Here is a 16148-nt window from a genome sequence, read left to right as displayed (position 1 = left end):
AACCGTGGAGAACAGGCTTATGGTGTTATTTTTAACTTAAACTCAACTAGTCACCCGCCGCCACCAATGCAGGTGTGGTTCTGTTGACTATTGGCCATACTCCGGGAGACGGTACGCTTACCCCTTTGGTCTCACCCCTTGCCATATCTTGGCCGAAGTAGTAAAGCGGATTTCCTCTATAAGCAATTTGACCATCTGCAATCACCCCAAAATCATCCACACTTAACAGGGATGGTACCACATTTACCTCGGTAGTAAATTTTGGCCAATTTGCTGCATTTCCTCCAAAATTGCTCTGATTAGCCACATCATTCACGAAGCGGTATAATGTTCTTCCAGAAAAATCAGTAAAGTAGACGGTATTTCCTGTTCCTAATTCTATGACACCTTCGGCCGTCATGATGTAGCTTTCCCCGTTATTTCCTACTAACTGATCATTTGCTAACATTACATCGTAATCAGGCTTGGCGACATACCAATTACCTCCTCCCGCTCCTTCGCCATTAAAGTCTCCTGCAGCAGCGTCATTGACGAAGTAGTAAAGCGGCCATCCATTATAGGTTGTTTGCATTTCCCCGTTTACATCAATCTCTCCAACAAGATCGGCATCGAATGCATCGCCAGTGATCGCAACAGATGTTGCATGGAATTTGGGCCAGTTGGTTGCACAGCCTCCCACACAGTTATTGTTTCCGGCTACATCTCTGGCAAAATAATACAGCGTCTTGCCCATCCCGTCGGTGAACACGTATCCAAATTCCTCGCTGTTCACCCAACGCAGCGTCTTAGTGACTGCTTCAACGATGGTTGGTGGAAGCAACACCGCATCTATCACGTGTACAATCCCGTTTCGTGCCTCCACATTTCCTGTAGCGACATTGGCTGTGCCGTTGAAGGATATGTTCGTGCCAACCTCTGTAACAGTCACTACTTCACCATTGAGGGAAGTGAGTTCTTGGTTTGCACTTAGATCGTTGGAAGTCACACTACCTGAAAAAACATGATACAGCAATACCGATTCCAGCACCTCTTCATCGATATCCGAGATCGAATTCCAGTCTGCCTGTGAATCGAGCAGTGTTTGGAAGGCCTGATTAGTAGGAGCCAATACCGTAAACGGTCCGGCTGCCGACAGGCTTTCTACCAACCCAGCGCGGGTCACCGCCTCCACCAACATGGAAAGATCCGGAGTGTCTACCGCTAGTTCAACAATAGTAGGTTCCAATTCAGGCATCTCCGGAATTGGATCCTCCTCATTACAGGAGGCTAGCACAGCTAGCATTCCAAAAAAAGCAACTGGTTTAAAGTAATTCATGGCAGTTTCATTTAGTTTCGAAGGGTAAACTGCTCTTGCTAATGTATTGTTTGGGTATCAAGACAATATACATGAAATAATTCTTCGATATCGGCCATACATGTGCGCTATGGTCCTAAAATACACCTGCCCGTATGCCAAAGACGCTCAAAATCCGTACTTTTGCCTCATGCAGTCAACCATTTTATCGCTCAGCCCAGAATATTGGGTGGATTACGAACTTATTGATACGGGGGGATTTGAAAAACTGGAACGTTTTGGTCCATACATCCTAAGCCGTCCTGAGCCACAGGCAATCTGGGACAAAAGTATGGATGAATCCGAATGGATGAAGCTGGCCCATGCACATTTTGCCAAAGAAAAAGGAAATCCCGAAAAGGGAAATTGGCAGATCCGCCAAAAGATGCCCCAAAATTGGCAGATCAATTACCGAAACCCCCTTGGGCTAAATCTGGCGTTAAACCTTTCGCTCACCTCCTTCAAGCACATTGGATTGTTTCCTGAGCAGGCAGTAAACTGGGACTTTATTTCAGAATCTCTACAGCGTATCGAAGCGGGATCGGCTAAGGTGCTAAACCTATTTGCATATACCGGCGCCGCCAGTGTTGCCGCACGGGCACATGGAGCAGAGGTTACCCACTTGGATGCCGTACGCCAGGTTATTACCTGGTCCAAGTTCAATATGGAAGCCTCCGGTCAATCCGATATCCGGTGGATAGTAGATGACGCATTAAAGTACGTACAGCGAGAAGTCAGGAGAGGCAGCCTATACCAGGGTATCATATTGGACCCTCCGGCCTATGGAAGAGGCCCCAAGGGTGAGAAATGGGTGTTGGAAGAAAACATCAATGAGCTGCTGAAACTTTGCGGTCAACTGTTGGATCCCGACCGGAACTTCTTTATTTTAAATATGTATTCGCTCAGTTTCTCTTCCTTGATTGCGGAAAATCTGGTTAAAGGAAGTTTCAAGAAAATCGACAACCCTACTCACGGAGAGTTATTTTTAGAAGATTCCTTCAAAAAGAAGCTTCCCTTGGGAATTTTTTACCGTTTTCGTAGTTCCCTTATGTAGGAGCCCCGGTAATGAAACAATCCAATCGATCGCATTTAGATGAACAATAGGCAGCTTTTCTTGCAGCACCTGGCACAAACGACTGACTTTCCGCTAGCGATAGAAATCGAAAAAGCAGAAGGAATCTACTTGTATGGCCCCGAAGGACAGAAGTACATCGATCTGATTTCCGGTATTGGTGTGAGCAATGTGGGCCATCGCCACCCGAAAGTGATTCAGGCAATACAGGCCCAGTTGGACAAATACCTACACCTGATGGTCTACGGCGAATACATTCAAAGCCCGCAGACACTGCTGGCCGAAGCACTTTGTAAAACCCTCCCTAGCCACTTGGACAATGTGTATTTGGTAAACAGCGGATCCGAAGCTGTGGAAGGTGCGCTAAAACTCGCCAAAAGATTCACCAACCGAAGAGAGATCATATCCTGCATAGACGCCTACCACGGGTCTTCCCATGGATCCCTCTCCGTTGGTGGAAACGAACGCTTCAAACGGGCTTACCGACCACTTCTTCCGGCAATGCGACATATTCCCTTTGCAGAGGAGCAATACCTCGATTGCATCACCACCGAGACCGCCGCAATTATTGTAGAGACCATTCAGGGTGAGGCGGGTGTACGGATTCCCGACCAATCCTACCTTCAAGCACTAAGAAGGCGATGCGACGAAACCGGTACCTTGTTGATCTTGGATGAGATACAAGCCGGCTTTGGCAGGACCGGAACTTTTTGGGCATTCGAGCAATACGGTATCAGCCCGGACATCCTGGTTTGTGCCAAAGGTATGGGCGGCGGGATGCCCATAGGAGCCTTCATCGCCAGCAAAGAAGTGATGGGATCGTTTAAAAACAACCCGCTGCTAGGACACATTACTACCTTCGGTGGACATCCTGTATCTGCGGCAGCATCTTTGGCTACCATTGAGATCATGCACCAAGAGAAACTTCCCGAACAGGTTCCTGAAAAGGCTGCCTTATTTAAGCAGCTTTTGGTTCACCCACGCATCAAGTCCTTTAGAAACAAGGGATTGATGATGGCTTTGGAATTTGAATCGTTTGAGATCCTTAAACCAATCATAGATCAGGCCATTCTCGGCGGGGTCATCACAGACTGGTTTTTATTTTGTGACGACTCCATGCGGATTGCGCCCCCACTTACCATCACCGCTACCGAAATCGAAGATGCTTGCTCCATCCTGCTAGAGGCCATCGAACACTACGATTAGTTTTATTGTTTTACGTGAAAAAGACCCTATGGAACATCACAAACCAAATACCTATCCAAATCAATTGTCAGAGTCCGAATGGCGAGAAAAGCTGGATCCCGACACCTACCATGTATTACGGGAAAAAGGGACAGAGCGCCCCTATACCGGCGTCTATTATCTAAATAAGGAAACCGGTATCTACCAATGTGCAGGCTGTGGAAACGAAATCTTTCACAGCGAAAACAAATACGATAGTGGATGCGGTTGGCCTAGCTTTACGAAGGCGGTATCTCCTAAAGCTATAGAGGTGAAAATGGATTATTCCCATGGTATGGTGCGGGAAGAAATCCTCTGTGCCTCCTGTGGTGGTCATTTGGGACATCGTTTTCCGGATGGCCCGAAAGATCTGGGTGGCATTCGTTATTGCATCAACTCTATATCCATGAAATTTAAATCCGGTGAATAATCCCAAGAAGGCTTTTTGGGGCATTAATCTTGCTTTAGAATGGCAGAAATCAAATTTCATTGGCTATTTTTGCAGAAAATACCCGATTGTTTACCAAATTTTACTTTCTAAGCTATGAATCTAACTTATCGAGCGCTATTCTTTATCGTTGTTTTCACGTTGGTCTTCGCCATTCCCATGGAAAGTCTGATGGCACAGGAGGAGGGGCTTGACAAGGGTACCATCAGCAGTCAATTTGAGTACATCAAGAACGTTTCCACAAACTACCAAGATTACAAGGTGGTAAAGCGCTCCCATTTGGACCGATTGGAAGCAAACATCAATGATACTATTTCGACCTTCCATCGGCAACTTTCCGAGCTGAAGTCGCAAATAAACGAGCAAAAAGCATCCATTGAGCGTTTAAATCAAGAAATCGTGGTCACCAACGAGCAGCTTACCGACGCATTGGAGCAGCGGGACAGTTTCTCGATCTTTGGGATGTATATTCACAAAAACGTGTATAACAACCTCATGTGGGGTGGTATCATCCTCTTGGCGCTGATTTTAGTCGTTTCCTATTTCAGGTTTAGGCGTAGCCACCTCGTAACTGCTGAAACGAAGAAGCGACTTGACGAAATACAGGAAGAATACGAACAGCACCGTAAAAACACTTTGGAGCGGGAACGGAAACTGAACCGGCAGTTGGTAGACGCTCTTAACAAACGATAAATTGGCCAAACTAGCATCAATAGCAGTGGACATGGATGGAGTCCTAGCGGATGTCTATGCGCAGTTTCTTGAGATGCACCTCAAGGAAACAGGGGAAAGAATTCCCGAAAAGTCCCTGTTGGGTGTTCCGGAACACATTGCCTTTCCATTGATCGAAAAACACGTTCGGTCCAAAGGATTTTTTCGGACCGTAAAAGTCATGCCTTCTGCAATCCCTGTGCTCGAAGAGCTAAATAGAGCTTATGAAGTTTATATTGTCTCCGCAGCCATGGAATACCCAAATAGCCTGCTGGAAAAGTACGAATGGCTGCAGGAACACTTTCCATTTATTAGCTGGAAGCAGATCATCTTATGTGGATCAAAATACCCCATTCACACCGATATCATGATAGACGATCACTTCAAAAACCTAAACGTATTTCAGGGTAACAGATCATTTCTATACACCCAGCCACATAATGAACTGGCAGATACAGGCAAGCATCAGCGAGTGAGGAACTGGCAGGATCTAGCCGACCTGCTATTGGCATAAAAAAAAACAGTCTGTGGCTTTGCCTAGACTGTTTTTTTTCGATTCGATTAAATGTTGGTATTTGCTATTCGCCACTTTCCACGATACCCTCCAATCCCTTGTTTTGATTAGGTTTGGGCAGAAAGGAAATAAATACCGCTCCTAGCAAAGCTACTGCGATAAGTATGGAAAATCCCAAGGCATAGCTTTGGGTTTCTTCATTGTACAGCCATCCCAAAATCACCGGAAAAACCGATTCTGCTACCCCATCTGCAACCAGAATGATACCCATGGTCCTGCCCAATGCTTTCAAACCAAACAGGTCCCCTGCCATCAGTGGTATGATCATGTAATCTCCTCCTAGTCCGATGCCAAATATTACCGCGAAAATATAGATCCGTCCGGTGAATTCGGGCATCAACAGCAGGGGTATGGCCAAAGCTACGATCAAATAGATCATCAGCATCACGTACTTCCTATTAATGATATCTGCCAGCCAGCCCATCAATACCCGACCCATCAAACTGGAAAGCAATACGAAGGACATGACATTGGCTGCTTCAGCCTGAGAATAGTTTAGGTCACTGAGGTATAGTTTGATATGCTGACCAATGCCGCCGACCACACCAATGGAACACATACTCCCCAATGCTAACAGGTAAAAGTTTCGGTTTCGCAAAATCTCCTTGATGGGTGTGCCCTTGGCTTGCGCCTTTTGTTCGATGCGCTTAGAGGGGGAGTCTTTGATAAAAAAGGAAATGGGAAAAATGATCAAAAAGGCCAATATCCCCAAAGAGGCCAACGCTATATGCCAATCAAAAATGCTCTCCAGCTTAGCTGCGATCAGAGGCACCACCGCACCTCCTGCACCGATTCCCAAGTAGGCGATGCCCATTGCCTTACCGCGATTTTTATCAAACCACCTGGAAATCAATACCTGACAAGGCAGTGGGCCACCAAATACGTATCCCAATGCATTGAATACATAAAAGATGTAAAACATCTCGAGCGAGCTGGAAAACGCCAAACCCACAAATGCCGTGGCAAGCATAAACGCCCCAGTCATCATTAGCCTACGTGGGCCGTATTTGTCAATCATCCAACCCGCCAGAAATCCAAACAGGGGCGCAACGATCAGCTTTCCAACGGCATTTCCGGAGGTGACGGTCGCACGGGACCACCCCCTTTCTTCCATGATAAAATCAAAAAAGAACGGTAGCCCGTAATAACCAAATCCAACAATGGCAAAAAGAGCCAAAAAGGCAGTAACAATGATGTACGTCTTCGAACTTTGGGGTGCCGCACTTTCTATTTCGGAGGTTTGTGAGATTGAATTCATGCTTTTGGGTTGATTGAAAAACGTTTCGGATTGGTAAGTATATGGCTTTTCGGGTAATTAATGACGGTTAGCAAGGCATTTTTTTTTGAATACTCCAGGCTGATATCGGGCGCTTAGCCCTCCAAGAAAAAACCTGTCGGCAAATTACCGACAGGTTCTTTAATACATCTACAGGCGGGCCAGACTCAGTCCACCGTCCACCATGATCACCTGACCGGTAGAATAGGGGAAATTACCCGTGGCCAAGGAAGCTACTGCCAATCCCACATCCTCAGGTAAGCCCCATCGGGACTGCACGCATAAACCACCCGCAAGAAGCTTGTCGTATTTTTCTTTTACACCGGATGTCATATCCGTGGCGATAATGCCCGGCCTAACTTCATACACTGGAATATTGAATTCTCCCAGCCGTACGGCGAATAGCTGCGTGGCCATACTCATCCCCGCTTTTGCAATGCAATACTCCCCACGATTAACAGAAGCAATCGTAGCAGAAATGGAAGATACGTTGATCAAACATCCCTGAAAATCCGGGTCTTCAGCCTTCTGCTCGATCATCCAGTTAGCCGCTCCCTGAGAAAGAAAGTAGGCAGAGTTGAGGTTGGTTTTTAGTACGTAGTCAAAACTTTCCTCGGATGCCTCCAAGATATCCTTCCGCTCCTTTGGTGCAACACCCGCATTGTTTACCAACACGTTTAATCGCCCAAAATGTGTTCGTATTTTTCCAAGAATATCGGCCCGTTGCGTTTGATCGCCTACGTCCCCTCTACAATACAGCACGTCGGCACCGAGTTCCCTCAATGCATTCAGCGAGTCCTTGGTATCCTCCTCTGCCCGCATTCCATTGATGGCTAAGTCAAAACCGTCCTTTGCCAAACACTTGGCAATCCCGAGGCCTATGCCCCGGGAACCACCGGTAACCAATGCTACTTTCTTCATATGTCTATACGTGTTTTACCGGTCCAATACTAGAGTTCTGGAATATCCACCCAACATCTTTTTTCCCAGCTTTCGATGCCTTTCTCTGCCAGTTGAATACCTTTTGCACCCTCCTTCATGTTCCACGGAAATGGCTCATCCAGCACCACATGTTTCAAGAAAAGCTCCCACTGAACCTTAAAGGCATTATCAAAGGGCTCTTGCTCAGGCACCTTGGACCAGCCACCGTAAAAATCTATGGGTTGCACGATATCGGGATTCCACACCGGTTTGGGAGTATTTCCATAATGCTGTATATAGCATTCCCGCAGGCCTGCTACCGCCGAACCCTTTGTACCGTCTACCTGTAGGGTCAGTAGGTCGTCTCTCCGAACCCGTACCGTCCAGGAAGAGTTAAAATGAGCTACCACATCTCCCTCCAATTCAAAGGTAGCATAAGCTGCGTCATCCGCGGTGCAGGTATAGGGTTTTCCTGCCTCATCGATACGTTCCTTGATATGCGTAGCGCCAAGACAAGAAACAGCCTTCACCTTGCCAAAAATATTATCCAACACATAACGCCAGTGGCAAAGCATATCTACGATAATTCCACCATCGTCTTCCTTACGGTAGTTCCAAGATGGCCGTTGTGCAGGAACGGTGTGCCCTTCAAATACCCAGTAGCCAAATTCTCCCCTTACGGACAGGATGTCGCCAAAGAAGCCATTTTCAATCAGGCGCTTCAACTTGCGGAGACCGGGAAGCCACAATTTATCTTGGACTACGCCGTGCTTCACACCTGCCTGTTCACAAAGCTCATAGAGTTCCAAGGCCGTTTTAGTGTCTACCGAAACGGGTTTTTCGCAATACACGTGCTTGCCTGCCTTCACAGCCTGCTTGACCGCATCGGCTCGTCTACCGGTGGTTTGCGCATCGAAATATACCGTGTAATAAGGGTCATTCATGACCGAGTCCAGATCAGTCGTGGTCTTCCCCACTCCCGACATTTTACTCAACTCATCCAACTTGGCCTGATTCCTGCCCACCAATACGGGATCCGGCATGATCCTATCTCCATTGGGTAATTTTACCCCACCCTGCTGAATGATAGCTACAATACTTCTCATCAAATGTTGATTGGTGCCCATTCTACCGGTCACCCCGTTCATGATGATGCCTATTTTTTTATGTTCCATTTTCTTTTCGTTTTTAGGTTTATTTTATTTCTTAACAACTGCCTGCTAGCAGTTTCGGTAGCTATCCACAATTTTTTGGAGAAAGGCATCCTGATCGCTGGCCCAATGACGGTCAGAGAAGATCTCGACTTCGTTGAATCCCTGAAAACCAGATTCTTCCACCCATCCCCTGATTTTTTGAATGGGAATACATCCCTCTCCCATCAGCCCACGATCATTCAACATATCTACTGTTGGACTTATCCAATCGCAGATATGAAATGCCAGTAAGTTTCCATTTGCACCACATCGTTTGATTTCCGCCTCCAAATGAGGGTCCCACCACAGGTGGTACACATCGGCAGCAATGCCGACAAAATCAGAACCTATTGCCTCCGCCATGTCGTTGGCCTGCTCCAACGTATTCACAGCTGAGCGGGTATCGGCATACATGGGGTGTAAAGGTTCTATAGCAAGCTTCACATTGTTTTTCTGCGCATAGGGAAGCACCCGCTCAATCCCCTCTTGGATTTGGGATCTGGATACCTCCAAGGATTGACCAGGGTCAGCACCGCATACCAACACGATCATCTCCGCGCCCAGCTCGGCAGCTTCATCTACGGCTTTCAGGTTGTCTTCGATGGCTTTCTCCCGTTGTGCGGATGAGGTAGAAGGGAAGAATCCACCCCTCACCAACGAGACAATCTCTAAGCCATGACCTCTAAGGAGCTCACCGGCCTGCGTAATATTCCTACCCTCTAAGTATTGCCTCCACACCGATATCCCCTTCACACCGGCCGCTTCATACCGCTCCGCAGCCTCTTCCAAACTCCAGGATTTGGTCGTAATCGTGTGGATGCAGAGCTTGCTAAGATCTTCTATGGGCTTTGTACTCATGACAGGCAATTGAAAAAAGTGTAGTAATTTTCCTCACCAATGATACGGGTCACGTATAGCGCCAACTCACGCGCGTGGTAATCTCCCCACATACTAGACTCCTCACAAGCTATCTTCCTTCCCGCAGGTACATTGTCCCAGCCATTCGGTTGATGGTATATGGAATGAAGCAAAATACCCTGATGGGCTGTATTGGTAGAAAGATAGGGCTCCTGCAATAAGGTCTTCAACACGGTCAGCCCTGCTTGCCAATACTTGGCGCCTTTTTCGCTTTCACCCTTTTTATTAAGGTAATGCCCCAGTCTTAAAAGACCCTGTGCACCTATAGCCGCAGCAGAACTGTCAACCGGCTCAAAATCATTGTAGGGGTCAGCTTCGCGGGACAGATAATCACCCAATTTGTGAAGGTTAGGTGCACCGGTATCCCAGTAGGGAATCCCATCCACTGGAGTATGGTCGATGTAAAAATCACAGGTGGCCTGGGCTGCCTTCAGCATAAAGGCCTCTATATCTTTTCGGGAACCATAGGCTGCCAAATCTTTATCGGAAAGCGTATCTAGGTATTCCAGCTCCTCTGCAAACCCACACATCGCCCAAGCCAATCCTCGGGTCCAAGTAGAGAAGCCCGTGTACCCTTGCTGCGCATTTGGACAACGGAAATTTCCATCATTGGTATTGAAAACACTTTCATGTGCAGTTCTGCCCCAAATATCGTAGCTGTCCCTACCCTCTCCGTAAAATACGGAATAGTCAGCCGTGGCTTTGGCATGTTGCAATCCCCTTACCAGAAGGTTTACCCGCACATCGTTTTCCTGCTGAAGCACATGTCCCAGGCTATGGCTGAGCATCAAGATACGTACTGTACGTATGGTATCTACAAAAAGCGAATGTGGACCGTTAAAAGAATAAATGTAGCCACCTTCTTTGATGGTTGTCCAACGGCTGGCCTGCACGGCACCGGATATCTTCAATGCCAACTCGTAGAAATTCTTTTCCCATTCGTTGTGGGGGATCTTTCCTTCCACCATCAACCGAAGTAGATTGCCATAGGTGCTGGCATTATTGAATCCGTGATCGTGGACACCCGTGTGACTTATATGAGGAGCCATCAGCTTGAGGGTCTTTTCCTTTCCGGAAGCCAGAAAGCGATCCTCTCCAGTAGCATCAAACTGTAAAATGGATGACCCAAACTGAAATCCCTGCGTCCACTCGGTCCAACCGCGGGTTGCGTACTTTCCATTCACCGTAAATACCGGCGATCCTTTATCCTGTGGATATTCGCGCTCAATGGCCTCTATCTTCTCTCCGGATAGTTGCCAAAACCTGTCTAATGCACCTTTTAGGTCTTTGGGTTTAAGATCAAAATCTATTTTTATCATCTTATGTTGGAAGTATGTTTTCTTTTACAAATAAGTCTCAAGAATCCGAAAAACCAAATTATCAATCGAACTCAATCTAAACCGAAACATGCACTTTTCGATTCTGTGTTAAAGGTACCATTCATTCTATCCAAAATAAAGGCATTTTCTAACCTAATTCTGGTACTTTTCGTTCTCGGCCTTTCTAAAGTCGGATGGACTAAAACCCGTCTTCTTCTTGAAAATCCGGCTAAAATACGAAGGATCCTCGTAGTTGAGCTGATAGGCTATTTCCTTGTTTGCCAGGTCTGTGTAGATAAGGTACCGCTTGGCCTGCAACATGAGGCGCTCAATAATCAAATCTCCGGCTGTGGAACCAGTGATACGCTTCACATGCCTATTCAACAGTGCAGGTGAAACGCTAAGCTGATCCGCATAGTACTGAACCAGGTGATGGTTTCGAAACTGCTGCTCTAGCAAGGTATTAAACTGCTGAACCAACGCATAGTGCGGATCGAGCATTTTCTGCTTTTCTGCAAAAAAATCTATGTAATACTGCTTGCACTTCAATAGGAAAACCTGCAAATAACTGCGTAGAATATCATTTCCATACACCCCCTTGCCCAAAAGCTCCCTTTTCATCATCGCTATCAATTCCAACATTTCTCCAAACCTATCCTGTGGCAGATTGAGAATGGGCACACTGTGGGGGTTATTAAAGAAAGGAAGCTGAAACAGAAGGTCCTCGTGAAACGTGTCCAGTGAGTAAAATTCCTTCGAAAAGACCATCAGGTATCCATGGTAGTCTTCTTCCCGGGAAATCAAGTGTACCTGACCAGGCGACAAAAAATGGATACTATGTGACTGAATCCGGTGGGAGTTGAAATCAATTTCATGGCGTCCGGCGCCATTCACGAAGACACATACCTCGTAATACCGGTGCCTATGTGGGCGGTCTGTCTCGTGGGGATAATGGGTATTTGCAATGGTTTTTCCCTGTACTTCGTACAATTGAAATGCCTGCTTTTCCGGCGTTAGGGGCATTTCGTAGGTTTTTATGGGTTCCATCATCTTATCCGGTTAGGCGACTAGCTTGCAACACTAGCATGTCGGTACTCAAAAGTATAAAAACCGGCATGAACAATCATCAACCTGCGCTAAACAAATGACCGTGGCGAGGCTCCGTAGTGCTTTTTAAATAGCTTGCTAAAATATTTAGGGTCATTAAATCCACATTCAAACCCCACCTCTGAGACATTCATTTGCTTTTTATGAAGTAGCTGTTCGGCTTTTTGGAGTCTCATCTTAATGATCAGGTCTGAGGGAGATGTATCCAACACATCCTTGAACAGTCGGTAACACTTCATTTTCGAAATCCCCAATTTGGAACTCAGGATTTCAACCCGAAAATTGGGATCGGCATACTGTTCCATAATAATCCGCATGGCCTGCCGGATCAATCGCTCATTAGGGGTCAGGCGATCATCGGGAAGTTGCTTTTCTGAAAGTGGAAGTAGGGCATGCTGACGCTTTTCTTCCAGATAGAGTCTGCGGTTATTGATAAGGCCGTAGAGCTTTTTATTGATAAACTCCGAACTACAGGGCAATTCGATAAAGGTATCTACCCCGATGTCGATCAGCTTTTCCCGTAGGCCGTATTCCATCAGCTCGTAAAAATAAACCACCGGTAGGGCCACCTTGTTTTCCGGATTCTCGCTGATCGTCTGCATCAGATCCAACAGCGGCCTACTGATCTTCGCATTGTAAATCACCAACGCGTCGACCGCAGACTGTTGCATCAGGGATATCAGTTTTAAGGGATTCTCCTCCTCAATCAGGTTTACTTGGTGGTGATTAAGCAATTTCACCACCCCGTCTGTTTCAAACCTGCTTCCCAAAATAACGACATTGTACCGCTCGGCATCCACCCGGTCCTCCATATCCAAAAATTCCCAGTTTAGGCTTCCATGGGGATGCTCGGCCAATACAAAGGGAATGCAAATGGTTAAACAAACACCCTGATCAACTTCAAAATCCATTTCTCCTCCCAAATCGGCTAAAATGCGCTGAGCACTGCGTATATAGGGGCTTCCCTCCATAATCTGTTGAAAATTCCCACTGAGGACATTGCTATTAGACCGGGTCCGAATGTACACGGAATGACCACTTACCCATGATTCAACACTGATCTGAGAACGGCTTTCCATAAATTTTATAAGTTCACGGTAAATGCAATGGAAAAATATCTTCATCCTCAACACGTCTAAGCGAACCCAATCCTCCTCTAACTGAAAATCATAGGAAAGCACAATGTGACGTGTTTTTAATTGGGCTCTAAGTTCGTGCGTTAGGCTCTCAAACAAGCGCGCCAATACCGTCATGGAAGGCTTGGACTCCTCTAGGTGATCTAGCACAGACAGCTTCTCCCAATCCCGCAACTCACGGATAAGGCTATTCACCTGACCAGAAATCTCCTTTTGGACGGCTTCGTGAACTACCTCACCCAGTTCCAACGCATGCTTGATCTTGGCCAAAGGAGGATTGAACTGACTCAATACAAATTTCTTGAATTTCTCTATTTCAAAATCCGGATTCTTCTGCTGATTATGCAATTCCAACAGTTGCGCCTTTTGTTCACTGATCTCTCGGTTCTTACGGTCCAGAGACGCATTGATTTCCAGCAATTTTTCCTTTTGCTCCTCGATGGTCTTGGTTCGCTCATCGATCAACTGCTGCAACTTTTGCCGCTGATGTATATTGTGCTGATGCCTCCAATGGATAAACAATAAAAATACTGAACCCACCGAAAAAACCAAGAACCACGGTGCTTTCCAAAACGGCATGGGAATATCTATATGCAAGGAAGCTACTGCCACGTCCGACAGGTCGGAATGATTCTTGGCCAGCAACGTATAGGCTCCCGGAGGCAGGTTTTCGTAGCGAATTTTCAAACTCGGATCCAGGATTTTCCAGTCCTTCTCTAAAGGCTCCAACCTATACACAACCTGATTGTAGGGGTTGGCTGTGAATTGAACCGGAAGCACATTGGCCTGGATTTGATTCGGGTAGCGGCTATTTTTGAACGAATCGTCCAAAGATGCCCTCAGCTGAATCTTCGGTAGGTCAAACTTCAATTCCAGTGCTTTTGGGTGGAAGTAGTTTAACCCCTTGACACCAGCAAAAAATAAGGTGCCCCGTTCGTTTTTGTAATAAGCCCCTTCGGAAAACTCACCTGACTGCCAGCCTTCTTCGGGTGGCAATCCCGTAACCTGAAAGTTTGCCCGGTCGATCGCCGCGATACCCTTGGTAGTGCTGACCCAAACATGATCTTCTCCAGGTAGCAACCCGTAAACCAACTGGCTGAAAAGGCCGTTCTTTTCGGTGATCTGACGGACAATCCCGATCCCGGGGCGATATACACTGATACCTCCCAAGGTCCCTATCCACAAATCCCCACTGTGACTATCTGGCAACAAGGAATATACACTGTTGTCCAACAAGCCATGCTCATAAGATAAAAATTCGATACTGCCGCCATCAAACCGGATCACACCGTGATTTTCCGTTGCCAGCCAAAGGGATCCGTGGCTCTTTACAATTTTCCTGACATGATAATCTTTGAGCTTTTCTTGTCCTTCAAATGGAACAAAACGTTGCAACTCATGGCTAAACTTGGAAAGGCCTCCCCAGCAAGCCACCCAAAGGCAATTTTCTTCGGAATCCTCAAAGATATCGTAGTTCCTTCCACTTGTTAAATAGGGTGTATCCCTACCAGGGTAATACTGCAAAGCTCCATTTTCACGAAGACGGATCAGACCCGCATAGGTCCCTATCCAAACAGATCCATGGCTGTCCTTATTGATACTTCGGATTCGCTTCCAGTCAGAGTTTCCTTTGGCTGCTTGCAGCTCCAATTCAACAAACCTTCCTTGCGTTTTGTCAAACCGAAACACCCCGGAATTGTAAAAGCCGAGAAGCAAGTTGCCTCGCTGGTCTTGATGAATGGCGCGGATAGTCTCCAAGGGCAACTCGCTATAGCGCTTGGAATGAGGGGATATCGAATTGATGCTGCGCGAGTTTTTGTGCGCCATGCTGAGACCACCATCCTTCAGACCAAGCCAAATATTGCCAAACACATCTTCATGCAGTGAATATACCTCATTACTACGCAGGCTATATGGGTCGGAGGCATCCACCGTATAGTTATGAAAGCTTTCCGGCCCGTTGTCATCCTCATTATACGGTAGGATAAACAAACCGGTGGTCGTCGTGGCAAACCAGATATTCCCCTGTTTATCCCGAAAGTGATCCTTCAACTGAAGGTCTGGAAAATGCTTCAATATCACCTTTTCGTAGGAAGTCTCTGGTACAAGCAACTGTTCCGAATCAGACATAGGCAAGAAGCGGCCCTCCGAGTATTTGTAGCGTTGATCGCCAACACGAAAGGTAAGGTTTTGGTCCCTATCCGGGCCAAAATCATTTACTTCCTCCTCGAAGTAGTAATTTTCAAATACGCCAAAACTAATTTGCTTGCTGACACTAGTCAGCGAGGATTGAACCCAAAGTGTACCCGTATCGTCCATGTACAGGTTGTATATATAGTTTCCCGCCAACGAGTTGGGATTTTGGGGATCGTGTTTAAAAACCAGAAATTCCCTGCCATCGAAAAAATTCAATCCATCCCAAGTGGCCACCCAAAGAGCTCCAGAGGGATCATTCGCTAACTCCGTTATGGAATTATTGGATAGGCCGTGCTCAACGGTATAGGTCTTGAACTTTATGTTCTGGGCACTGGCAAGCATCCCGACAAAACAGCAAAAGAGAGATAACAGTGAACGTTTCATGGTAGGTTTGTACAGCGACAGCATTCTCAGACAAATATACAAGGTGGCAGTATGGCTAATATTACCCAAATGTTACCATTTAGGGCCTAACCGATGCTTGATTTTTTCGGATACGCCCGAAAATTGGAAAAAAAGATAGCACAATATTTTCTGGAAAGAAAGGATTATCTGAAAAACCTATGGGAGATAAAACCTACAACATTCCAAGTAAAAACAGGTAATTTCCCTGCCTTTCCTGAATTTTTCAGGCTGAAAGTATGTTACCTATTTATCCAAAGGCAACTTGGTATGGTCCTTGTACTGAGTTTATGCAGACAGACCAATTGTCTAGTCCGT

At 46.4% G+C, this 16148-nt stretch carries 13 protein-coding genes; 5 read left to right on the top strand and 8 right to left on the bottom strand.

All coding sequences use genetic code 11. The features are described 5' to 3' along the window. Positions 1-46: 46 nt before the first annotated feature. Entirely contained in the window at positions 47-1315 is a 1269-nt protein-coding gene (locus tag JJU34_RS19415; protein WP_228694086.1) for a fasciclin domain-containing protein, read from the bottom strand. 169 nt (positions 1316-1484) lie between these two features. Between JJU34_RS19415 and JJU34_RS19410 the strand changes: the two genes are divergently transcribed. The 5 genes from JJU34_RS19410 to JJU34_RS19390 all read left to right on the top strand — a co-directional run bounded on the left by JJU34_RS19410 (position 1485) and on the right by JJU34_RS19390 (position 5302). Further along, the gene (locus JJU34_RS19410) at positions 1485-2387 is read left to right on the top strand and encodes a class I SAM-dependent methyltransferase (RefSeq protein ID WP_228694085.1); all 903 of its coding nucleotides are present in this window, start codon (positions 1485-1487) and stop codon (positions 2385-2387) included. Between the two features lie 39 nt (positions 2388-2426). Then, positions 2427-3611, top strand: a complete 1185-nt coding sequence (locus JJU34_RS19405) for an aspartate aminotransferase family protein (protein WP_228694084.1) — start codon at positions 2427-2429, stop codon at positions 3609-3611. 28 nt (positions 3612-3639) lie between these two features. Then, positions 3640-4059, top strand: a complete 420-nt coding sequence (msrB, locus tag JJU34_RS19400; RefSeq protein WP_228694083.1) for a peptide-methionine (R)-S-oxide reductase MsrB — start codon at positions 3640-3642, stop codon at positions 4057-4059. A 114-nt stretch (positions 4060-4173) separates the two neighbouring features. Continuing rightward, positions 4174-4770, top strand: coding sequence for a hypothetical protein (locus tag JJU34_RS19395; RefSeq protein WP_228694082.1), 597 nt, complete (start codon positions 4174-4176; stop codon positions 4768-4770). Between the two features lies 1 nt (position 4771). After that, positions 4772-5302 carry a 5'(3')-deoxyribonucleotidase gene (locus tag JJU34_RS19390; RefSeq protein ID WP_228694081.1) on the top strand — a complete coding sequence of 177 codons (531 nt, stop codon included), beginning with the start codon at positions 4772-4774 and terminating at the stop codon, positions 5300-5302. Positions 5303-5366: 64 nt separating this feature from the next. Here the strand turns inward: JJU34_RS19390 and JJU34_RS19385 are convergent, their stop codons facing one another. From JJU34_RS19385 to JJU34_RS19355, 7 genes are all read right to left on the bottom strand, one after another. After that, the gene (locus JJU34_RS19385; RefSeq protein WP_228694080.1) at positions 5367-6620 is read right to left on the bottom strand and encodes an MFS transporter; all 1254 of its coding nucleotides are present in this window, start codon (positions 6618-6620) and stop codon (positions 5367-5369) included. A gap of 168 nt (positions 6621-6788) precedes the next feature. Further along, positions 6789-7559, bottom strand: a complete 771-nt coding sequence (locus tag JJU34_RS19380) for a 3-ketoacyl-ACP reductase (protein ID WP_228694079.1) — start codon at positions 7557-7559, stop codon at positions 6789-6791. Positions 7560-7588: 29 nt separating this feature from the next. Continuing rightward, entirely contained in the window at positions 7589-8734 is a 1146-nt protein-coding gene (locus tag JJU34_RS19375; RefSeq protein ID WP_228694078.1) for a Gfo/Idh/MocA family oxidoreductase, read from the bottom strand. 45 nt (positions 8735-8779) lie between these two features. Then, entirely contained in the window at positions 8780-9610 is an 831-nt protein-coding gene (locus tag JJU34_RS19370; RefSeq protein WP_228694077.1) for a sugar phosphate isomerase/epimerase family protein, read from the bottom strand. Next, the gene (locus tag JJU34_RS19365) at positions 9607-10989 is read right to left on the bottom strand and encodes a glycosyl hydrolase (protein ID WP_228694076.1); all 1383 of its coding nucleotides are present in this window, start codon (positions 10987-10989) and stop codon (positions 9607-9609) included. Before JJU34_RS19365 ends, JJU34_RS19370 begins: the two co-directional genes overlap by 4 nt. Before the next feature lie 153 nt (positions 10990-11142). Then, a complete protein-coding gene (locus tag JJU34_RS19360; protein ID WP_228694075.1) occupies positions 11143-12039 on the bottom strand; it encodes an AraC family transcriptional regulator in 897 nt (298 codons plus the stop codon). 86 nt (positions 12040-12125) lie between these two features. After that, positions 12126-15812 (bottom strand): two-component regulator propeller domain-containing protein, encoded by a 3687-nt coding sequence (locus JJU34_RS19355; RefSeq protein WP_228694074.1) that lies wholly within the window; start codon positions 15810-15812, stop codon positions 12126-12128. Between the last annotated feature and the right edge of the window lie 336 nt (positions 15813-16148).

The organism is Lunatimonas sp., from assembly GCF_020832325.1.
GTDB lineage: Bacteria > Bacteroidota > Bacteroidia > Cytophagales > Cyclobacteriaceae > Lunatimonas.
Note: the sequence above shows the minus strand (reverse complement) of the source record. Positions and strands in the feature narration are given on the sequence as shown.